The sequence below is a fragment of the Brevibacillus fluminis genome, from assembly GCF_052072235.1.
In the GTDB taxonomy this organism is placed as follows: Bacteria; Bacillota; Bacilli; order Brevibacillales; family Brevibacillaceae; genus Brevibacillus_D; species Brevibacillus_D fluminis_A.
This window is the reverse complement of record NZ_CM125436.1, coordinates 3,779,790-3,800,840: the sequence shown is the minus strand read 5'-3', so window position 1 is coordinate 3,800,840 and position 21,051 is coordinate 3,779,790. Positions and strand designations below refer to the sequence as shown.

Genomic DNA, 21,051 nt, shown 5'->3' with positions numbered 1-21,051 from the left:
AGTAGGGGGGAGAATCTGTGAGCTATTATTATCGCGGCAATCTGGCCGTTGAATTGGAGCCGCAGCGCAATACATACAAGAAGCAGCAGCGTCGGATCAAAGTGAGATCCTCTTTACCTACAAAAGAAAAGTTGCTGTATCTGTTTTTCATCAGCGTCCTGGTCGTGGGTGTCGGGTATATCGGTCATCGGTACATCCTGATTTCCCAATACAATTATCAAATTCAAAACTTGAAAGAAGACATCGCCAAAGTGCAGGAGAGCAACGCGGCGACTCAGTTGAAAATCAATCAGATGAACAGTCGCGAGCGGATTTATGATGCCGCGCTGCAAATGGGCATGGTTTCAGCTCCCGATGCCGTTCATATAATCGGGGGAGCGAATGTTGGAACTCCGGCCCAATCCGTCAAATCAAATTAGGACGATTACCCCATTGGATGACTGGGGTAATTTTTTTGTACAGAACCCCACGGCTCCGCTTGCAAAAGTGTGAAGCAGCCACGAAAAGGGAAGGGTGAGGTGAGGAAGCTTGGATATCAAACGAAGGGCGAATGCGCGCATCTTGCTGATCGGGCTGTGCTTCCTGCTCGTATTCGGTGTCCTGACCGGCAGGCTGTGGTGGCTCCAGTCTGTCGATGCCGCCTGGATCATGCAGAAGGGCAGCAACCAGTGGGAGCGCGAAAAAGTGCTGCAGCCAAAGCGCGGGTCGATTCTGGACCGCAACGGGCAAGTGCTGGCGTATGAGGGAAAAGCGTATACGGTAACCGCCAACCTGCAGCCGCGCAATGAGAAGGAGAAATCGTGGGTCGGCGAAAACTATGTTCGCGATCCGTTCGGCACGGCGCAAAAGCTGGCTCCCATCCTCGGCGCTTCTGTCGATGCGTTGACGAAAGCGATGACACAGACGTATGACGCAGAAGGCAAGCCGCTAAAGTTTTACGTCAACCTCGGCCGCGAAGCCTCGAAGATTACCGAAGAGCAGAAGGCGCAGATTTTGGCGCTGCAGCATCCGAAAGACGCGTATGGCAAAGAAGTCAAGGAGAATCAGCTGCCAGGCATTTCGCTGACCGAAACAACGCGGCGCTACTATCCGAACAATTCCCTCGCCGCGCACGTGCTCGGCTATTTGAACTACGAGGGCAACAAAGCGGAGATGGGCATCGAGAAGCAGTTTGACAAGGAGCTGCGCGGCGAAACCGGTGAATTGCAGTTCATGAAGGATGGCGCGGGCTTCCCGCTGCCGGATGGACAGATTACATACAGCCCGGCGAAAGATGGTCAAAACGTCGTACTGACAATCGACCAGCAGATCCAGGAGTACGTCGAGCAAGCTTTGGACAAAGCCAATAGCGAGTACAAGCCCCAGCATATGACCGTTCTGGTAACCGACCCGAAAACGGGCGAGGTGCTGGCGATGGCGGACCGTCCCGACTTTAATCCGAATGAATATTGGGGAATCACCAACTATTTGAACCTGGCCATCAGCTTCCCGTTTGAGCCGGGGTCTACGTTTAAAATCATCACCTTGGCTGCGGCGATCCAGGAAGGCGTGTACCATGGTGAGGAGAAGTACGCGTCAGGTTCCTATCGCAAAATCAAGGGGAAGCCGATCAATGACCATAACAACGGTCTTGGTTGGGGAAACATCACCTTTGCCGAAGGGGTTCAGCGTTCGTCCAACGTGGCCTTCGTCATTTTGGGGTATGAACGGCTGAAACAGGAGCTGTTGACCAAATACTTCCATGATTTTGGCATCGGCCAGCTGACCAATATCGATTTGCCAAGCGAAACAAAAGGGATCATGCGCGACCTCAGCCACCCCAAATCGGAGCGCGACGTCGCGGTTACGACGTTCGGTCAAGGTGTGGCGGTTACCGCGATCCAGCAGGCAGCGGCCGTTGGTGCAGTGGCAAACGGCGGTGAATTGCTCCGCCCGCGCATTGTAAAAGAACTGCGCGATCCGCATACGGGAGAAGTCACCGAGAAGTTTGAGCGCGTGGTTGTCAGAAGAGTCGTGTCCGAGCAAACCGCCAAGCAAGCGCGCGACATTCTCGAGACGGTCATTACCGGTGAGCACGGTACAGGAAAAATATTTGATCTCAAAGGCTACCATGTCGCCGGTAAGACGGGGACTGCCCAAAAATACGACGAGAAAACAGGGAAAATCATGGAGGGGCACTACATCGTCTCCTTTATCGGTTTCGCCCCGAAAGATAACCCGCGCCTGCTCGTATACGTTGTCGTCGACGATCCGACGACCGATATGTACTACGGCGAGATGGGGAAAAAAATCTTGGCTCCGATCTTTAACTCGGTCATGGAGCAGAGCTTGCGCTATCTCCAGCAGCAGCCGGATTTGAAGGAGCTGGACCAGCAGGCCGCCATAACCGTGCAAAAGTCGGCGAAGACATCCGACGCTGCTGCTGCGCAGCCGGCCCCGGTTCAGGAAGTGAGCGTACCGCTCTTGAGCGGCTCGACCACCTCGGTTGCCAGCATGAAGGCCAAGCAGCTCGGTCTTGTGCCGAAGGTGCTGGGCACCGGGACCAAGATCGTCCGCCAGATTCCATCCGAGCAGGAAAAGGTGATGTCAGGAACAGAGGTCTATTTGGTAACCGACCGGTTGACCGATGTCAAGCTGCCTGATTTCACGGGCAAATCGCTGCGTGAGGTCATGGAATTCGCCTCCTTGCTCAAGCTCAATGTGATCCCGACCGGCTCCGGCTATGTCAGGTCGCAGAACATTGCGCCGGGAACGGCCGTGACAGGCAAGGAAACACTGTCAGTCACGCTTTCGCCAGACCCGTCGCCGCCGGAGTAGGATGTTCTAACAAGCCCCTCCCACGAATAAAGTGTTGTAGCAGACAACCTATTCGCTGGGAGGGGTTTTTCGTGCGGGTTTCCAACGCGACCGTGCGCCGACGCATCTTTATCGCAATGATTATCGGAATCGTTTTGTACACGGCACTGATTACGAGACTTGGCTACGTACAGCTGGTGCTTGGGCCGTCGCTTAAGGACAAGGCGGAAAATTTGCTGCAGCGCAACATCCCGTTTGAGCCGATGCGCGGCGAAATTCTCGACCGCAATGGGGAGGCGCTTGTCACGAACATCAGCGTGCCATCCGTGTGGGCGATTCCTGCCCAGATCAAGCAGCCGGAAGAGACGGCGCGTCAGCTCGCGACGATACTGGGTGTCAAGCAAGAGGATGTGTATGCGGCCATCACCAAAAGAGCGATCAACAACCGCGTTCCGGGCGGACGCAAAATATCGGCGGAAAAAGCAAAGCAAATCCAGGCGCTCGGCCTGCCGGGGATCCAGGTAGCGGAAGATTCGGAGAGGTTTTATCCGTACGGGTCGATGGCGGCGCATGTTTTGGGCTTTACCGGCATAGATAATCAAGGGCTTACCGGATTGGAAAAAATATATGATGCGTTTTTGAAAGGGACACCAGGGCATGTGTCGTTTCCGACGGATGCGAGCGGACGGGTCATGCCTGGCGAATCGGAAAAATATGTGCCTGCGCAAAACGGCATGAACATGTACCTGACGCTCGATAACCACATACAATCATTTATTGAGCGTGAGCTGGATCAGGCGATGGTGGCCTATCAGGCGACAGACGCGCTGGCGATCGCGATGAATCCGAAGACGGGCGAAATTTTGGGAATGTCCAGCCGGCCCACCTTCAATCCGGAAGATTATCGCGATTACCCATCGGAAGTGTACAACCGCAACCTGCCGATTTGGAAAACGTATGAGCCGGGTTCCACATTCAAGATCGTTACCTTGGCTGCGGCGCTGAATGAAGGCGTCGTCAACCTGAATGAAGGCTTTTACGATCCAGGCTACATCAATGTGGCAGGCGCACGGTTGCGCTGCTGGAAACGTCAGGGGCATGGGCAGGAAACGATGCTGGAGGTTGTGGAAAACTCTTGCAACCCGGGCTTTGTCACGATGGGGCAGCGGTTGCAGAAAGAACGTCTTTTCGATTACATCAAAAAATTTGGCTTTGGACAAAAAACCGGAATCGACCTGTTGGGCGAAGAGAACGGTTTGTTGTTCAATTTGAATAAAGTAGGGCCGGTTGAGCTGGGGACGACCTCATTCGGGCAAGGGGTTTCGGTCACGCCGATCCAGCAGATGGCTGCCGTCGCCGCTGCGATCAATGGCGGTCATCTGATGAAGCCGTATGTGGCGATGGAATGGCGCGACAGCGTGACGAACGACATCATCGGCCGGACGCAGCCGCAGGAGGTGCGGCAAGTCATCACGGAGGAAACGTCGGCCAAGGTCCGCTATGCGCTTGAAAGCGTCGTCGCGCAAGGATCGGGACGAAATGCCTATATCGATGGCTATCGGGTAGGGGGAAAAACCGGTACCGCGCAAAAAGTGAAAAACGGCCGCTACATGGACGGGGAGTACATCGTGTCCTTTATCGGGTTCGCGCCTGCCAATGATCCGCAGGTCATCGTCTACGTGGCCATCGACAATCCGAAGGCGCTCGCCTTCGGGGGATTGATCGCAGCGCCGACGGTTCGCGGCATCCTGGAATCGACGCTTGCCTATCTCAAGGTGCCGAAGCAAAAGGGCGGCATTCCGCGCGAATCGCAATATGGCGATAAAAAGTATATGGAAGTGCCGAATTTGACGGGTCTGAGCTTGCAGGAAATCGGTCAATCGTACTATGCGATGCCGATCGAGGTCGACGGAAAAGGCAAATACGTCGTGAAGCAGGCGCCAGCGGCAGGAGCCAAGATCGAAGAGGGGCAAAAGGTGCGAATCTATCTGGGTGACAAATCGGGCAATTAGCAGTACAATCTAGCTTTGGATAGAAAGTACATGCGATGGGCAAAACCACGTTGAAAAGCGAGCGCTTTTGTCTATAATAGGGAAAGAATGGGGTGCCTGATATGAAACTTACGGATCTGCTATCTTCTTTACTGCCAGTACGCGTGAAAGGAGATTCCAACATAGACATCACTGGTTTGACAGCAGATTCCCGAAAAGTGAAACCAGGAGACATGTTTATTTGTCTTACCGGCTTTACGGTTGATGGACATGAGTTTGCGGCGAAAGCGCTGGAGTTGGGCGCAGCCTGCATCCTGGCGGAAAAAGACTTGCCGCTTGAAGGAACCGTTGTGGTGGTGCCGGATACGCGCCGCGCGATGGCCCAGCTAGCCAATCGCTTTTACATGTCGCCGACATCTGAACTGAAGCTGATTGGTGTTACGGGAACGAACGGAAAGACAACAACAACGCATTTGATAGACAAGATTTTGCAGGATCAGCAGAAAAAAACCGGCCTGATCGGCACGATTCACATGCGCATCGGCGACACCTATGAAGAAATCAAAAATACGACGCCTGATGTGCTCGATCTCCAGCGCAGCTTCCGGCGCATGCGGGATCTGGATACGGAATATGCGATCATTGAAGTGTCTTCCCACGCGCTCGACATCGGCCGAGTGCGTGGTTGTGACGTACATACGGCGGTATTCACGAACCTGACGCGCGACCATCTCGATTATCATGTGACGATGGAAAACTACAAGCATGCGAAATCGCTGCTGTTCGCCCAACTCGGCAACCGCTATGACACCGACCGTGTGAAAACAGCGGTGCTGAATGCAGACGACCCTGCATCCGAAATGTTTGCGCGGGTCACGCCGGCACGGGTCATCCGCTACGGGATCGATCAGGAAGCGGATGTGCGCGCGACAGGGATTCGGATTACCGCAAAAGGAACCAGCTTCATGATGGAGACATTTGCGGGCAATCTGGAGTTCAATCTGAAGCTGATGGGCAAGTTCAATGTGTACAACGCATTGGCAGCCACTGCCGTTGCGCTCGCGGAAGGCGTTCCGCTCGAGGCGATCAAGGCCAGCCTGGAAGAAGTGACCGGTGTGGACGGCCGTTTTGAGGCGGTGGACGCGGGACAATCGTTCACTGTTGTCGTCGACTATTCGCATACGCCTGACAGCCTGGAAAACGCGCTTGTCACGATCAAGGAATTTGCCCAAGGCCGGATCTTCTGCATCGTCGGCTGCGGCGGCGATCGAGACAGGACAAAACGCCCAATTATGGCGCAGATTGCAACAAAATACGCCGACATGAGCGTCTTAACTTCTGACAATCCACGTTCCGAAGAACCGGAAGCGATTCTCGCCGACATGGTCGCGGGACTTGCCGACACGCCGAATGACCGCTATACATGCATCGCGGACCGGCGCGAAGCAATCGCGCATGCCGTCTCCTTGGCCGACGGACAGGATGTCATTCTCATCGCCGGAAAAGGGCATGAGACATACCAAATCATCAAAGATCAAGTATTGTCGTTTGATGATCGCCTGGTTGCAAAAGAGGCCATTGAAAAGAAGCTTGCCACGTAACGTGTGATGCATCGAAGAAAGGAGGGTAGGGCATGCCCTTTGACAATGTCCTCATCATAACCATTATTGCAGCATTTTTAATCTCCGTCCTGATCGGACCTCTCTTTATTCCGGTGCTTCGCCGGATGAAGTTTGGCCAGAGCATCAGGGAAGAGGGACCGAAATCCCACCAGAAAAAAGCGGGTACCCCGACGATGGGCGGGACGATCATTTTGCTCGCGCTCGCTTTCACCGTATTGAAATTCGCAAACCTGACCAAGGAAGTCGTGTTCCTCTTGCTGGTTACGTTTGGATACGGACTTATCGGCTTTTTGGATGACTACATCAAGATCAGCAAAAAACGCAATCTCGGTTTGACAGCCAAGCAAAAGTTTGCGGGACAGATCCTGCTTGCCATCATTGCGTACGCATTGCTCTTGTACATGGGCTTCGACACGTCACTGCATCTCCCGGGTACAGGATGGAAGATTGAACTGGGCTTCCTCTACTTCCCGTTTCTTTTGTTCCTGTTGGTCGGTACGACCAATGCGGTGAACATCACGGACGGACTCGACGGACTGCTCGCGGGAACCGGGGCGATTGCCTTCGGAGCGTATGCGATCATCGCTTCCGTGCTGACGAAGCCGGACACGGCGACGTTCAGTGCGGCTGTAGTCGGTGCGGTCCTCGGCTTCCTGGTTTTCAATGCGCATCCCGCGCGCGTGTTCATGGGCGATACAGGCTCTCTCGGATTGGGCGGGGCCTTGGCCGGAGTGGCGATCATTACGAAGACAGAGCTGCTTTTGGCAGTGGTCGGCGGCGTGTTCGTGGTCGAAACCATCTCTGTCATTATGCAGGTGATCTCCTTTAAAACAAGAGGAAAACGGATTTTCCGTATGAGCCCGCTGCATCACCATTTTGAGTTGACCGGCTGGTCCGAGTGGCGCGTTGTCGTTACGTTCTGGCTGGTCGGCATGGTGTTTGCCGGACTGGGTGTTTACTTGGGAGTGGTGAGCTAACATGAAACCGATGGAAACCTTTCTAAATCGACAAGTTGTTGTGCTTGGCCTCGCAAAAAGCGGTGTAGCGGTTGCAAAACTGCTGCACCGCTTTGGTGCGCATGTCACAGTAAATGATAAAAAACCGCGCGAGCAAGCGACAGGTGTAGAAGAACTGGAAGCGCTCGGCATTCGCGTGATCACCGGCGGCCATCCGGACGATCTGATTCATGACGGGATCGCGCTCGTCGTCAAAAATCCGGGCATCCCGTATGAAACTCCGCCGATTCAGCAGGCGCAGAGGCTTGGCATCCCGGTCGTGACCGAGGTGGAGGTGGCTTCTTGGCTGCTTCGGGCCCCGGTCATCGGCATCACAGGGTCAAACGGCAAAACGACGACGACGACACTGGTTGGCTTGATCATGCAGGAAGCCGGCCTGGCGCCGATTGTGGCCGGAAATATCGGCACGCCTTTGTGCGAAATCGCCGAGAGCGCAGAAGAAAACCAATGGATTGTCGCAGAGCTGAGCAGCTTTCAACTGATGGGCACGAAAACGTTCCGTCCGCGAATCGGCGCGCTTTTGAACATATACCCGGCCCATCTCGATTACCACCATACGATGGATGAGTACGTGTCGGCCAAAGCCAGGCTGTTCGCCAATCAGACACAGGATGATTATGCGATCCTACCGTTTGATCAGCCGACGACACGAGAAAAAGTGGAACCGGTAAACGGACGCGCGTATTATTTCAGCCGCACAAGCGATGTGCCAAGAGGGGTGTGCGTGCGTGAAGGAAAGATCGTCTTCGTTGATGGAGAAAGGGAAGAGATCGTGATGGAACGATCGGAACTGTCGCTGCCCGGCGAGCATAATCTTGAGAATGCGCTCGCCGCAATCTTGATCAGCAAGCTGGCAGGTGCCGATGCCGCTTCCATGCGCAAGGTGCTGACCACGTTTCACGGGGTAGAGCACCGGCTGGAAAGAGTAGTGGACATCGGCGGCGTTCGTTATTACAATGACTCCAAAGCAACGAACCCGCAAGCTGCGACGAAATCGATCGAAACCTTTTCCGAGCCGATTGTGCTGATTGCCGGAGGGCTTGATCGCGGGATTGATTTTAAAGAGCTGGTCCCTGTTCTTGGGCGGAATGTGAAAGCATTGGTCGCATACGGCCAGACGGCCTCGATCTTGCTGGAACGGGCGGAGGAAGCGGGGATTAGCTTGAAGGCGCATGCCGATACTGTGGAAAAGGCGGTTGAGATCGCTGCACAGTATGCGTCGCCGGGAGACGTGGTACTGCTTAGCCCCGCTTGCGCAAGCTGGGATATGTTTCCTTCTTTTGAGGTGCGCGGAAGCATCTTTAAGGACGCTGTGCATAGACTAAAACAAGCCTAGCATAAACGTCTTTGAAAGGATGACTTTGCGATGAGCAAGGTAAGAACGTCTCCTGATTTTGTCATCATCGCGACTACGCTCTGCTTGCTTGGCATCGGCATCGTAATGGTTTACAGCGCAAGCGCCGTGTTCGCACAGAACACGTTTCAAGATGCGTACTACTTCACGAAGCGGCAGCTTATTTTTGCGGTACTCGGCCTCACTTCCATGTACCTGATGATGAACGTCGATTATTGGGTGTGGAAAAAGTGGGCGAAGCCCGGGTTTTTGATCAGCATTTTTTTGCTCGTGCTGGTATTGATCATCGGGCGGGAAGTAAACGGCTCCAAAAGCTGGCTTGGCCTAGGCTCATTCGGGATTCAGCCGGGCGAGTTCGCCAAGTTTGGCGTTGCCGCGTTTCTCGCAGCGTGGCTGTCTGACCATCAGAAAAAGATCGTGCTGTTCAATCGCGGGCTGGTGCCTGCGCTGGCGATTCCCGTCGCCTGCTTTGGGCTGATTATGCTGCAGCCTGACCTTGGGACCGGCACCGTGCTGATTGGGACCGCCGTGCTGATGATTTTTACGGCTGGCGCGAGGGTAAGCCATTTTGTGGCGCTCGGGCTGATCGGACTGGCTGGCTTTGTCGGCCTGGTGCTGTCAGCGCCTTATCGGATGGCGCGGATCACGGCGTTTCTTGATCCGTGGTCAGACCCGCTGGGAGCGGGTTACCAAATCATTCAGTCGCTGTATGCGATCGGCCCCGGCGGCGTCTTGGGACTGGGGCTTGGGGGAAGCCGGCAAAAATTCTCCTATCTGCCCGAGCCGTACAATGACTTCATTTTCTCCATTGTGGCAGAAGAACTGGGCTTTATCGGCGGAACGCTGATTCTCCTGCTGTTCCTGCTGCTATTGTGGCGGGGCATGAGGGTAGCGATTACGGCGCCTGATCTGTTCGGCAACCTGCTCGCTTTAGGGATCATCAGCATGCTGGGGATTCAGGTTGTTATCAATGTAGGCGTGGTCACCGGGATGTTTCCGGTTACGGGCATTACTTTGCCGTTCCTCAGCTATGGCGGCTCATCGCTGACCCTGATGCTGACGGGAATTGGTGTCTTACTAAATATCTCGCGCTTTTCGCGTTAAAAAAAGGTGATTTTCATGCGCATTGTCTTAACCGGTGGAGGAACCGGCGGACACATTTATCCAGCGCTTGCGGTTGCAAAAGAAATTTTGCGAAAAGAGCCGCAAGCGACCTTTTTGTATATAGGCAGTGGAAAAGGGCTTGAAGCCGACATCGTGCCGCGCGCCGGAATTCCGTTCGAAGCGATTGAAATCGCGGGCTTCAAGCGGAAGCTGTCGTTTGAAAATGTGCGCACGGTCTGGAAGTTTATCCGGGCTGTTTCGCGCTCGAAGGAGCTTTTGCGCAAGTTCAAGCCGGATGTGGTGATCGGGACGGGCGGCTACGTGTGCGGGCCGGTCGTCTATGCGGCGGCGCAGCTCGGCATCCGCACGATGATCCATGAGCAAAACGTCGTGCCGGGCTTGGCCAACAACTTCCTGTCGCGCTATGTCACGAACGTGGCGGTTTCGTTCCAGGATTCATTCGCTCACTTTCCGAAAGCCAAGACAGTGTTCACCGGCAATCCTTGTGCAACGCAAGTGTTGCAGGGGAATGCGGAGGCAGGGAAAAAATCGCTCGGCATTGCGCCGGACAAGCGGCTTGTTCTGATTTTTGCCGGAAGTAGGGGGGCGCGGGCCATCAACGAAACGACGCTCGCCATTTTGCCGGACATTCACCAATATCCCGGCCATCATTTCGTCTATGTAACGGGTGAGGTCCATTACGAAAACGTCATCAAGCAAGTGGAGCGCATCGGGAAGCCGACAAACTTGACGGTGATGCCGTATGCGCATAACATGCCGGACCTTTTGGCAGCGTCCGATGTGGTGATCGCGCGTGCAGGGGCTTCCACGCTGGCGGAGCTGACAGCACTTGGCATCCCGTCGATTTTGATCCCGTCTCCTTATGTCACGAATAATCATCAGGAAAAAAATGCGCGGGGGTTGGAGAGCGCAGGGGCAGCGATTGTGATTACCGAACGCGAGTTAAGCAAAGAGAAGCTTCAGGAAGCTTTGCATGAAATCATCGTCGACCGCGATCGCAATCAGGAAATGCGCAAGAACGCCCTTGCATTGGGCATGCCGGACGCTGCGGAGCGGATTTACCGGCTCCTGTCAACAGGCCAGGCGCTCTAAACTCCTTATAGGCCGCTGTCACGTCACTCTAGGCGACAGCATAGTATGTGAGCAAAGACGTGAACAGACTGGTCCGAACTAGCATTTGTGTTAGGAGGTTCATTATGCAGCAATATGCAAGCATCGCAGAGGAATTAAAGGAAGCAGGGGTCGGAAAAGTATGGCTTGATGAACCTCTCGCCAATCATACAACCTGGCGAATCGGAGGACCGGCAGATTTGCTGATCCAGCCAAAGGATAAAGAATCGCTCATTTTTGCTGTGCAAACAATCCATCGTCACAATATTCCTTGGAGTGTGATTGGGCGCGGTTCCAACCTTCTAGTGAGGGATGGAGGGATTCGCGGGGCCGTGCTGAAAGTGGCTGAGGGCTTAAGTCACTGTGAGTTCAGGGGCGAAGAGGTGCGTGTGGGTGCTGGGTATTCCATGGTCCGCCTGACGGTGGAAGCAGGCAAAATGGGTTTCACTGGTTTGGAGTTTGCAGGAGGCATTCCCGGTTCCGTTGGGGGCGCCGTTTACATGAATGCAGGGGCACACGGGTCTGAACTGTCACGAATTCTTAAAGAAGCCGAAATCCTCTTTGAAGATGGCGAAACAGCGGTATTGACGAACGAGCAGCTGCAGTTTTCCTATCGCACCTCCCTTTTGCAGAAACGGAAAGGAGTTGTGCTGGAAGCGGTCTTTTCGTTAAAACCCGGAGACCGCAAGCAAATTGCTGCGACATTGGCTGCGTTCAAAGACCGCAGGCGGCAGACGCAACCGTTAAACATGCCATGCGCCGGAAGCGTATTCCGTAATCCTCCAGGCGATCATGCAGGACGCCTGGTGCAAGCGGCGGGATTAAAAGGGTACCAGTACGGCGGGGCACAAGTTTCTCAGTTACATGCCAACTTTATCGTCAATCGAGGAGGCGCTACGGCAACCGACGTCCTCACCTTGATGGAGCATGTACGACAAACGGTTTTGGAAAAATTCGGTGTCGATTTGCATCCTGAAGTATTGGTGGTGGGCGAGGGGTAACTCGGAGGTGAAAGTTTGGAGACTTTTACTATCGAAGGCGGTAAACCTCTGTCAGGTTCACTACGCATTCAAGGCGCAAAAAACGCTGCCCTTCCTATTTTGGCGGCTGCCGTTCTGGCAGAAGGGCAATTTCATATTTATGATGTTCCCCACCTGAAGGATATTGACGTGATGCAAAAAATCCTGACTGATTTGGGAGCAAAGGTGAATCATAGCGATGGCTGCGTCTCACTTGATACAACTTCCATTTCCCATTCCCATGTACCTGATGATTTGATGGGACAGATGCGCTCTTCGATTTTTTTAATGGGTCCTTTACTGGCACGCTTTGGCGAAGTTACAGTATCTCGCCCTGGTGGGTGCGCAATCGGGGAACGCCGAATTGATTTGCATCTTGCCGGATTAACTGCGCTAGGAGCCAAAATAGTTGAAGCGGAAGGTTATATCACATTCCGCGCCAAGCAATTGCGCGGGGCGAATATCTTTCTGTCGTTCCCTTCCGTTGGGGCGACGGAAAATATCATGATGGCTGCGGCTACCGCAAAGGGCACGACGCGCATCTGTAATGCCGCAAGGGAACCGGAAATCGTAGACTTGCAAAACTTCCTGAATGCAATGGGGGCACGGGTGCGTGGCGCCGGAACGGATACGATTGAAATCGATGGGATTCCGCGCCTGCGGCCGGTCAGCTACCGGGTGATTCCCGACCGGATCGTCACCGGCACGCATTTATTGGCGGTAGGCGTGACGCAAGGGCACATCGAGCTGACAAATACCATTCCCGAGCATTTAACTGCCTTAATTCAAATCGCCAGAAGTTGTGGTGTTGAAATCAAAAGTCGCCATGATATAATGGAAATCAAATGTACGAGTAGGCCGCGCGCGATTGACCGAATCATCACGGCGCCATTTCCAGGATTTCCAACGGATTTGCAAGCACAGCTGATGGTTTTCCTGTCGCTGGCGCGAGGGACCAGCGTGCTGAAGGAAACCGTTTTTGAGGGAAGATTCAAACATGTAAATGAATTGGCACGGATGGGAGCATCGATCCATGTTGATCTCGGCTCCGCGTTTATCCGGGGCGTTGGTCGTTTGACCGGGGCTTCGGTGGAAGCGACGGATCTGCGTGCTGGTGCGGCTCTTGTCATTGCAGGCTTGGCGGCAGAGGGAAAAACCATCGTCGAACAAATCCACCACATCGACAGAGGATATGAGCGATTGGATGCGCAGTTTCAACAATTAGGCGCTGAAATCTCACGCTTAACCATATAATGCATCGTTTGATCTGGGGAAAAGCGGCAGAAACAGTGCCGCTTTTCCCGATTTTACTACCTTTACATAATGGGTCGGAGGGGTGGATGTGCAGCAGTACGAGGAGGAACGCATTCCACAGATTAAGAAACAGCAGCCTAAACGAAAGGCAAACCGTAGGCTTTTGACGTTGCTGACCGTGTTTTTTCTTGCGATTTTGATTGTGCTTTTCGTCCGTTCGCCGTACAGCAAGGTGACGTTGATTCAGGTAAAAGGCAATGAGATTTACAGCTCACAGCAAGTGATTACCGCCTCCGGCTTGACGATCGGCATGCAGTTTTTAAACGTGTGGCAATCCAGCGTGCAAGAAGGGATGGCACAGCTTCCAGGCGTGAAGGAAGTGACGGTCGAACGCCAATTTCCCGGCGTAATCGTCCTGAATGTAGTGGAGCATCGCCGCGTCGCGTTTTATTTCTCGCCCGATGGCAAGCAATCGCTGCTTTTGGAAAACGGGCAGGTTCTGCCCGAGCCACGACCTGGTGAACGGGTGGTGGACAGGCCGCTCGTCCGGTCCTGGAACTCGCAGCCGCTCCTGGTTTCACTGGCCAAGTCACTTTCACAGCTCCCGGTCGCCCTGCTCGCGGAAATATCCGACATCTCGCTGACGCCGACTGCTTTTGACAAGGAACGGATCACCATGTACATGCGCGACGGCAATGAAGTGAGGACGATCATTCACCTGATCGAATCCCGTCTCCCCTGGTATCCATCGATTGCCAAAGAGCTGCCGAAAGATGAGAAAGGCGTCGTTTTCATGCTGGAAAGCACGTGGTTCAGCAAATATGGCAGCGTGCCGCCAGCAACCGACCCGACGCAGCAGGGTCAACCGGCAGGCACCGATCAAAGCGGCCAGACCCAAACGGGACAAGCCCAACCTGACGGACACAGCAGCCAGTCAAATGCTCAGTTGAACCAACCAAACGGTCAGACGAACCAGTCAGGCGATCAATCGAACCGGTCAAACGGGCAAAGCGGAGCGGCCAATTCCAGTGGACAAGCCGACACGCAGCAGCAGTCCTCGCAAACGAAGATCAATTTTGAGTGAAGCAAAGGAGCAGCGTCGCAATGAAAGTGCGAAAGTTTCACGTGTATTTAACATTCGTAACCATCTGCACCGGGTTTTTGATCGCGTATTCCATCGAGCTGACTCAGCTGCGTACGCAGGCGCGGCAAAATGATCAGCAGGTACAGCAAGAAACCCAGCTGACAGAGCGGATCATTGCGGAAAAGGAACAAAACCGCAAGCTTGAGCAGCAGATGATCGACCTTCAACGCCAGGTGGCAAAGCGCGAGGAAGCGATGGCGAAGCGGCAATCGGCGGCGGCTGACATCTTGAGCCAGCTTGAAGCAGCGCGGATGATGGCGGGTGTTGTTCCCGTTCAGGGGCCGGGGCTGGTCGTCACCATGAAAGACAACCAAAATGCAGCGAGTTCGCGCGACATCAGCAACTTTATCGTCCATGAGCAAGACGTGCGCCTGGTGGTCAATGAGCTGCGCGCGGCGGGAGCGGAGGCGATCAGCATCAATGGCCAGCGCCTTGTCGCCAATTCTGCGATTCGCTGTGTCGGACCGACAATCATCGTCAACGGGATCAAGTCGGCGGCGCCATTTGTCATCACGGCGATCGGGGACCCGAGCACGCTCGACAATGCCCTGAATTTGCCTGGAGGAGTTCTGCAGACGCTTGATGAATTTGTACACATTGAGGTGGCGAAAAAGGATATGGTGCAGTTGCCTGCATTTGTCGGCGACAGCAAGCTGAAGAATACCGCCTCATAACCGGCAGGGAAACTACACCAATCCAAGGAGCAACAGATGACGATTGGATGTAAAAGAAAAGGTGGTACGTATTTTCTAGGAGAAAAGGTGCAAAGAGCATGTTGGGGAAAAACCGCAAAATTACGTTTATTCTGACAATTATCAGTGCTATTATTGGAATTATGCTGGCGACACAGTTGCAAAGCAGCATGAATCCGATAAAAAAAGAGTCCAGGAGCATAAACGATCTCCGTATTACGCTGCAAAAGGAACTGGAAAAACGGAAAAACCTCTTGGCTGACACGTCCAAATACGATCAGCTGCTCTATCAGTACGAAACATCCTTGACGGAGGGCCAGAGCATCAGCGTCATGAAAGAAGAGCTGGCCCGTGCTCGTAATTTGGCTGGGATGGTTAGTGTGGAAGGGGAAGGCATCGTCGTCAAGATCACGGATCGCGCGGTCGACACGATGACACCTCCGCCGACGGATGCAATCGATCCCCATGGTCCGCCGCTTGTCATCGATGAGGATTTGCGCTGGTTGGTCAATGTGCTGTTTTCCAACGGAGCGAAAGCCGTATCCATCAATGGCAATCGCCTGATTTCGACGAGTTCCATCCGCAATGTCGGCGAAGATATCCAGGTCGATACGCGGACGATCAAGCCGCCCTACGAAATCAAGGCGCTCGGCGACCCGGATGGTCTGATCTCCGGTTTGAAGCTGGAGGGTGTCGATTCCAATTTCCAGTTAGCCAACAAAACGGTTGTGTTGGAAAAAGAAGAGAAATTGCTGATTCCCGCTTTTACGGGAACGCGGACAATCCAACATATGAAACCAGTCAATGTAAAAGGAGAATCGTAAATCATGTGGCTTCCGGTGCTTGGCCTTATCGTAGGGGTGACAGTAGGCTTCTTGCTGGATTTGCGTGTGCCGCAAGAATACAGCAGCTATTTGTCGATTGCGCTCCTCGCAGGATTGGACACCATCTTTGGCGGGGTTCGGTCCTATCTTGAACGAATGTTTAACGTTCGTATCTTCATGTCCGGATTTTTTTTCAACACGCTGTTCGCCGCGGGCCTGGCTTTTCTCGGTGCATTTTTGGGCATTGACCTGTACATGGCGGCCATCGTCGCGTTCGGCGTTCGCTTGTTTAACAATTTGGCGGTCATCCGGCGAATCATCCTTTCCAAGTGGTTAAATCAACAAGAGTAAAAACGCTTAGGAAAAAGGTCATTTTTTTAAAAAAGTTGGAAAAAAAAAAGGGAATTGATTTCCCGTGTTGAATAGTGTAACGGAGTGTTCTCACTTTGAAGAAGATATTAGATGTAGTGCAAGGGAGGTGTCACAGGTTTGGTGAGTGGTCACAGTGAACTCGTTGTCAGCTTAGATATAGGGACGTCCAAAGTTCGCATCATCATCGGGGAGATCAACAACGGGGCGATCAACATCATTGGTGTGGGACAAGCCCACTCTGAAGGAATCAAAAAAGGAGCTATCGTCGATATTGACCAAACCGTGCATGCCATCCGGGAAGCTGTCGATCATGCAGAACGAATGGTAGGCGTATCCATACATGAGGTATTTGTCGGGATCACCGGCAACCATATCGAATTGCATGAAACGCATGGTGTCGTTGCCGTTTCCAGCGACGATCGAGAAATCAGAGAAGATGATATTCTACGGGTAATCCAGGCAGCGAAAGTCGTTGCTATTCCGCCTGATCGCGAAATTATTGAAGTAGTGCCGAAGGAGTACATCGTCGATGGACAGGGTAGTATCAAAGACCCTAGAGGAATGATCGGCGTTCGTTTGGAAATGGAAGGAACAATTGTTTCCGGCTCGAAAACAGTCGTTCACAATATCGTACGTTGCGTAGAGAAAGCAAGCTTACGTGTAGCAGGAATCTTTTTGCAGCCGCTCGCAGCAAGCAGTGTGGCACTGAGCAAAGATGACAAAAACATGGGGGTTGCGCTTGTCGACATCGGCGCGGGTTCTACGACGATTGGTGTATTCGAACAGGGGCAACTGGTCGAAACGGCCGTGATTGGTATTGGGGGAGACCACATTACCAACGATATCGCGCTTGGACTGCGCACGAATACGGAAGCGGCGGAAAGAACCAAAACGAAACATGGCTGCGCTTTGATCGATGATGCCTCTGATGATGTCAAATTCAAGGTAACCCGCATCGGCAGTGAAGTGGAGAAGCAGTTTACCCAGGTTGATTTGGCAACGATTATCGAACCGCGCGCAGCCGAGATTTTCCAACTCATCGAGGATACGATCTACAAGCTCGGATTCGGCGATGAACTTGCAGGCGGTTTGGTTCTTACAGGCGGTTCTGTCTCGATGCCAGGCATGCTCGAGCTAGCGAAGGAAGAGCTGGATATGCCTGTACGGGTAGCGATTCCTGACTACATCGGGGTTCGCGATCCTGCCTATACGACAGGCGTCGGCTTGATCCAATACGCGCTCCAGCGCATGGAACGCAAACCTGTCAAGGTGGGGGCCACAGCGAAAAGCGCTCCGAAACCGAGTCCAGCCAAACAGGCGAAAGAAGGCCCTGGCTTGATTGACAAGGTGAAAAACTGGTTCAGCGAATTTATTTAATCACCGACAATCCATTTGACCGGATGCGGTCAGCGAGTTTGTCACCGATAAGAGGGATTAAAAACGGGAATGACCGTTTTTGAAGACGGTTGAGATCGCGTAAGCCTAAAAGCCCCCCGCTGGCTGTGCAACCACGGGTCAAGGATGCTTTTGATCATAAGACTCAATCAAATCTCTTCTGACGATCTAATGAGGAGGAACTTGCAAGATGCTGGAATTTGACTTCGATATGGAATCGTTTGCACAGATTAAGGTAATTGGCTGCGGCGGTGGCGGAAGCAATGCGGTTAACCGCATGATTGACGGCGGGGTGAAGGGCGTTGAATTCATCACCGTTAACACAGATGCCCAAGCGCTTCATTTGTCGGGTGCAGACTTGAAATTGCAAATTGGCGAAAAGCTGACACGGGGATTGGGCGCAGGTGCCAACCCTGAGATCGGTAAAAAAGCGGCGGAAGAAAGCCGTGACATGATTGAAAATGCTCTGCGCGGTGCTGACATGGTGTTCGTTACCGCGGGTATGGGCGGAGGAACAGGGACAGGCGCAGCTCCCGTGATCGCGGAAATTGCCAAAGAGCTGGGAGCGTTAACCGTTGGTGTTGTAACCCGACCGTTCTCGTTCGAGGGTCGCAAACGCTCTTTGCATGCTGAGGCGGGTATCGCCGCGTTGAAAGAAAAAGTGGATACGCTGATCGTCATCCCAAATGACCGACTGCTGGAAATCGTGGATAAAAACACGCCGATGCTGGAAGCATTCCGCGAAGTAGACAACATTTTGCGTCAAGGGGTTCAAGGGATTTCCGATTTGATCGCCGTACCTGGCTTGATCAACCTTGACTTTGCTGACGTGAAAACCATTATGACCGAACGCGGTTCCGCTTTGATGGGGATCGGTGCAGCCAGCGGCGAAAATCGTGCGGCGGAAGCAGCGCGCAGAGCGATTTCGAGCCCGCTTTTGGAAACTTCCATCGAAGGAGCGCGCGGTGTGCTGCTCAACATCACAGGTGGAAGCAACCTGAGCTTGTATGAAGTAAACGAAGCGGCAGATATCGTTTCGTCTGCTGCCGATTTGGACGTAAACATGATTTTCGGTGCGGTAATCAACGAGGATTTGAAAAATGAGATCCTCGTGACGGTAATCGCAACCGGTTTTGAAGAGAACCAACAGTCCGAGATGCGCAGAGCACAGCAGCAATCCGCTGCATCGCAGCAGTCGCGCACCTCGCAGCAGCAGCCATCCGCTGCAACCAATGCGCGCCCGCGCGAGGAAGAACCGGAAAAAACGATCTTGTCCATGTCCAATCTGGACAACCTCGACATCCCGGCATTCCTGCGCAACCGTCGCCGCAACCGCAAATAAGCGAAACATTTTCATGATGGAAACCCCCTTGCTCTTTTCGTAAGAAGAGCAGGGGGGTTCTTTCTTTTTCAGCATTAATTTTGAAATAGACCTGTCAAATTTTGACAGACTTCACATAGACATTAAGATATACTATGTTTGCCCGGGAGAAAATCGAACTCTTTTCTTGCGGTGGAGGCCCGATCACATGGTAATTTATTTAGATGTCATTCTGCTGCTCAATTTGGCCATCGACGCAATGCTGCTCTATTTTACGGCATATTTTCGCAAAGAGCGCGTCGTATGGTGGAGACTCCTTCTGGCAGCTGCGTTTGGCTCCACGTACGTTGCCTTTTTCTTTTTTCCTGCCTTCGCCGGTATGTATCAATGGATGGTCAAGCTGCTGTTTTCCATCCTGATGCTCTGGATCGCGTTTGGGTTCCGCCGCATTCTCTCATTTTTTCAGACGCTCTGCATTTTTTATTTTGTTGCTTTTGTTTTTGGAGGAGGTGTGTTCGCTCTTGAATATTTGGGGGCAGGCCAGAATGAGATTGTTAACGGGATTCTGGTCACACATAACGACAGCTTCGGTGTGGGAACCAAGCCTACGCTGCTCGTGCTTGCCGCAGGCTTCGCCATCGTCATTTTCTTAAGCCGTCGCAGCTATCAGGCGATCGCCGAACCGAAGCGGATGGGACAGTTTCTCACGGAAGTGGTCGTGAAGCTTGGGGATGAACATATTTTGTGCACCGGTTTGATCGATACCGGCAACCAGCTGTACGAACCGTTTTCCCGTACGCCCGTGATGCTGATGGAAAGCAGGCTATTTGCCCATCTTCTCCCGAGCGCCTTGGCGGCCTATTTGGCGAAAGCACAGGACAAAATGGGGCAGGTCGACGAGGTTTTCGCAGAGCTTGCGCCCGAATGGCAGACGCGCTTGCGGTTGATTCCGTATCGGAGCGTATCGCGCGGGATGGATTTTCTCATCGCGATCAAGCCGGATGGGCTCAGCATCGTTGTGGACGGCCAAACATTTCAAGCGACAAAGGTCTTAATCGGATTGAATCCGATCGCATTATCGGCAGATGGCCGTTACCAGGCGATCGTTCATCCTGCACTTATACAAAGTGATCCGCAAGCGCAAGCGATCTCTAATTCTTAGGAGGGCTAACATGAAGCTAAATATTCGCCTGAATCTTCAATTGTTCTGGTATCGTGTGCTGATTCGTCTTGGAATGAAAGCAGAAGAAATCTACTACATCGGCGGAAGCGAAGCCCTGCCGCCGCCGCTGACGCGGGAGGAAGAAGAGTATTTGCTGCATCGGCTGCCATCAGGCGATGTGGCTGTGCGAAGCATGCTGATCGAACGGAATTTGCGTCTGGTCGTCTACATTGCCCGCAAATTTGAAAACACGGGCATTAACATCGAAGACTTGGTCAGCATCGGCACCATCGGCTTGATTAAAGCGGTGAACACGTTTGATCCGGAAAAAAATATCAAGCTTGCCACCTATGCCTCTCGCTGCATTGAAAATGAAATTTTGATGTATTTGCGCCGCAACAACAAAATCCGTTCGGAAGTATCGTTTGACGAACCGCTGAATATTGACTGGGATGGCAATGAGCTTTTGCTTTCGGATGTGCTGGGTACAGAAAACGATACGATTTACAAAAACATCGAGGACCAGGTGGACCGCAAGCTGCTGAAAAAAGCGCTGGACAAATTGTCCGACCGCGAACGGACGATCATGGAACTGCGTTTCGGCCTTGCCGGCGAGGAGGAGAAGACGCAGAAAGACGTAGCGGATTTGTTGGGAATTTCCCAGTCCTACATTTCCCGTCTGGAAAAACGAATTATTAAACGATTACGGAAAGAATTCAACAAGATGGTCTAAGCCAAAAATACGCATATTTTCCCAATCCAAGGAGATACTGTTCCTAAACCGCGTTCACCCGTGGCCGTATGAGCTGACAACCGGTATAGGGACTTTTTCTTTTTGCTCCAGAGGAGGGGGA

At 53.0% G+C, this 21,051-nt stretch carries 18 protein-coding genes; all 18 read left to right on the top strand.

All coding sequences use genetic code 11. The features are described 5' to 3' along the window. Positions 1 to 17 precede the first annotated feature (17 nt). Positions 18 to 419: a cell division protein FtsL gene (locus tag ACTID9_RS18885; RefSeq protein WP_441066457.1), complete on the top strand. Its 402-nt coding sequence runs from the start codon at positions 18 to 20 to the stop codon at positions 417 to 419. Positions 420 to 528: 109 nt separating this feature from the next. Next, positions 529 to 2,817: a penicillin-binding transpeptidase domain-containing protein gene (locus ACTID9_RS18880; RefSeq protein WP_441066456.1), complete on the top strand. Its 2,289-nt coding sequence runs from the start codon at positions 529 to 531 to the stop codon at positions 2,815 to 2,817. A 71-nt stretch (positions 2,818 to 2,888) separates the two neighbouring features. After that, the gene (locus ACTID9_RS18875) at positions 2,889 to 4,808 is read left to right on the top strand and encodes a stage V sporulation protein D (RefSeq protein ID WP_441066455.1); all 1,920 of its coding nucleotides are present in this window, start codon (positions 2,889 to 2,891) and stop codon (positions 4,806 to 4,808) included. 101 nt (positions 4,809 to 4,909) lie between these two features. Then, positions 4,910 to 6,388, top strand: a complete 1,479-nt coding sequence (locus ACTID9_RS18870; protein ID WP_441066454.1) for a UDP-N-acetylmuramoyl-L-alanyl-D-glutamate--2,6-diaminopimelate ligase — start codon at positions 4,910 to 4,912, stop codon at positions 6,386 to 6,388. Positions 6,389 to 6,420: 32 nt separating this feature from the next. Continuing rightward, positions 6,421 to 7,386 carry a phospho-N-acetylmuramoyl-pentapeptide-transferase gene (gene mraY / locus ACTID9_RS18865; RefSeq protein WP_122916989.1) on the top strand — a complete coding sequence of 322 codons (966 nt, stop codon included), beginning with the start codon at positions 6,421 to 6,423 and terminating at the stop codon, positions 7,384 to 7,386. 10 nt (positions 7,387 to 7,396) lie between these two features. Beyond that, positions 7,397 to 8,761 carry a UDP-N-acetylmuramoyl-L-alanine--D-glutamate ligase gene (murD, locus tag ACTID9_RS18860; protein ID WP_441072649.1) on the top strand — a complete coding sequence of 455 codons (1,365 nt, stop codon included), beginning with the start codon at positions 7,397 to 7,399 and terminating at the stop codon, positions 8,759 to 8,761. 30 nt (positions 8,762 to 8,791) lie between these two features. Next, complete coding sequence (spoVE, locus tag ACTID9_RS18855) at positions 8,792 to 9,883, top strand: stage V sporulation protein E (RefSeq protein WP_441066453.1); 1,092 nt, start codon at positions 8,792 to 8,794, stop codon at positions 9,881 to 9,883. Positions 9,884 to 9,898: 15 nt separating this feature from the next. Continuing rightward, positions 9,899 to 10,996 carry an undecaprenyldiphospho-muramoylpentapeptide beta-N-acetylglucosaminyltransferase gene (murG, locus tag ACTID9_RS18850; RefSeq protein ID WP_441066452.1) on the top strand — a complete coding sequence of 366 codons (1,098 nt, stop codon included), beginning with the start codon at positions 9,899 to 9,901 and terminating at the stop codon, positions 10,994 to 10,996. 104 nt (positions 10,997 to 11,100) lie between these two features. Beyond that, positions 11,101 to 12,015 (top strand): UDP-N-acetylmuramate dehydrogenase, encoded by a 915-nt coding sequence (murB, locus tag ACTID9_RS18845; RefSeq protein ID WP_441066451.1) that lies wholly within the window; start codon positions 11,101 to 11,103, stop codon positions 12,013 to 12,015. A gap of 15 nt (positions 12,016 to 12,030) precedes the next feature. Beyond that, positions 12,031 to 13,287 carry a UDP-N-acetylglucosamine 1-carboxyvinyltransferase gene (gene murA, locus ACTID9_RS18840; RefSeq protein ID WP_441066450.1) on the top strand — a complete coding sequence of 419 codons (1,257 nt, stop codon included), beginning with the start codon at positions 12,031 to 12,033 and terminating at the stop codon, positions 13,285 to 13,287. Positions 13,288 to 13,375: 88 nt separating this feature from the next. Next, positions 13,376 to 14,371, top strand: coding sequence for a cell division protein FtsQ/DivIB (locus ACTID9_RS18835; protein WP_441066449.1), 996 nt, complete (start codon positions 13,376 to 13,378; stop codon positions 14,369 to 14,371). A 20-nt stretch (positions 14,372 to 14,391) separates the two neighbouring features. Beyond that, positions 14,392 to 15,105 (top strand): DUF881 domain-containing protein, encoded by a 714-nt coding sequence (locus ACTID9_RS18830; protein ID WP_441066448.1) that lies wholly within the window; start codon positions 14,392 to 14,394, stop codon positions 15,103 to 15,105. A gap of 98 nt (positions 15,106 to 15,203) precedes the next feature. Next, the gene (locus ACTID9_RS18825) at positions 15,204 to 15,947 is read left to right on the top strand and encodes a DUF881 domain-containing protein (RefSeq protein ID WP_441066447.1); all 744 of its coding nucleotides are present in this window, start codon (positions 15,204 to 15,206) and stop codon (positions 15,945 to 15,947) included. Positions 15,948 to 15,950: 3 nt separating this feature from the next. Next, complete coding sequence (locus ACTID9_RS18820; protein WP_122916997.1) at positions 15,951 to 16,298, top strand: small basic family protein; 348 nt, start codon at positions 15,951 to 15,953, stop codon at positions 16,296 to 16,298. Between the two features lie 138 nt (positions 16,299 to 16,436). Further along, entirely contained in the window at positions 16,437 to 17,696 is a 1,260-nt protein-coding gene (ftsA, locus tag ACTID9_RS18815; RefSeq protein ID WP_441066446.1) for a cell division protein FtsA, read from the top strand. 208 nt (positions 17,697 to 17,904) lie between these two features. Next, complete coding sequence (gene ftsZ, locus ACTID9_RS18810) at positions 17,905 to 19,056, top strand: cell division protein FtsZ (RefSeq protein WP_441066445.1); 1,152 nt, start codon at positions 17,905 to 17,907, stop codon at positions 19,054 to 19,056. A gap of 187 nt (positions 19,057 to 19,243) precedes the next feature. Continuing rightward, positions 19,244 to 20,197: a sigma-E processing peptidase SpoIIGA gene (spoIIGA, locus tag ACTID9_RS18805; RefSeq protein ID WP_441066444.1), complete on the top strand. Its 954-nt coding sequence runs from the start codon at positions 19,244 to 19,246 to the stop codon at positions 20,195 to 20,197. Between the two features lie 10 nt (positions 20,198 to 20,207). Then, positions 20,208 to 20,930: an RNA polymerase sporulation sigma factor SigE gene (gene sigE / locus ACTID9_RS18800; RefSeq protein ID WP_122917001.1), complete on the top strand. Its 723-nt coding sequence runs from the start codon at positions 20,208 to 20,210 to the stop codon at positions 20,928 to 20,930. Positions 20,931 to 21,051 lie beyond the last annotated feature (121 nt).

Bases quoted from the DNA above. Each gene is read 5' to 3' on its own strand.
- ACTID9_RS18870 (WP_441066454.1), top strand. From the start codon at position 4,910: ATGAAACTTACGGATCTGCTATCTTCTTTACTGCCAGTACGCGTGAAA.
- mraY (WP_122916989.1), top strand. From the start codon at position 6,421: ATGCCCTTTGACAATGTCCTCATCATAACCATTATTGCAGCATTTTTA.
- murD (WP_441072649.1), top strand. From the start codon at position 7,397: ATGGAAACCTTTCTAAATCGACAAGTTGTTGTGCTTGGCCTCGCAAAA.
- spoVE (WP_441066453.1), top strand. From the start codon at position 8,792: ATGAGCAAGGTAAGAACGTCTCCTGATTTTGTCATCATCGCGACTACG.
- murG (WP_441066452.1), top strand. From the start codon at position 9,899: ATGCGCATTGTCTTAACCGGTGGAGGAACCGGCGGACACATTTATCCA.
- murB (WP_441066451.1), top strand. From the start codon at position 11,101: ATGCAGCAATATGCAAGCATCGCAGAGGAATTAAAGGAAGCAGGGGTC.
- ACTID9_RS18830 (WP_441066448.1), top strand. From the start codon at position 14,392: ATGAAAGTGCGAAAGTTTCACGTGTATTTAACATTCGTAACCATCTGC.
- ACTID9_RS18825 (WP_441066447.1), top strand. From the start codon at position 15,204: ATGTTGGGGAAAAACCGCAAAATTACGTTTATTCTGACAATTATCAGT.
- ACTID9_RS18820 (WP_122916997.1), top strand. From the start codon at position 15,951: ATGTGGCTTCCGGTGCTTGGCCTTATCGTAGGGGTGACAGTAGGCTTC.
- ftsZ (WP_441066445.1), top strand. From the start codon at position 17,905: ATGCTGGAATTTGACTTCGATATGGAATCGTTTGCACAGATTAAGGTA.
- spoIIGA (WP_441066444.1), top strand. From the start codon at position 19,244: ATGGTAATTTATTTAGATGTCATTCTGCTGCTCAATTTGGCCATCGAC.
- sigE (WP_122917001.1), top strand. From the start codon at position 20,208: ATGAAGCTAAATATTCGCCTGAATCTTCAATTGTTCTGGTATCGTGTG.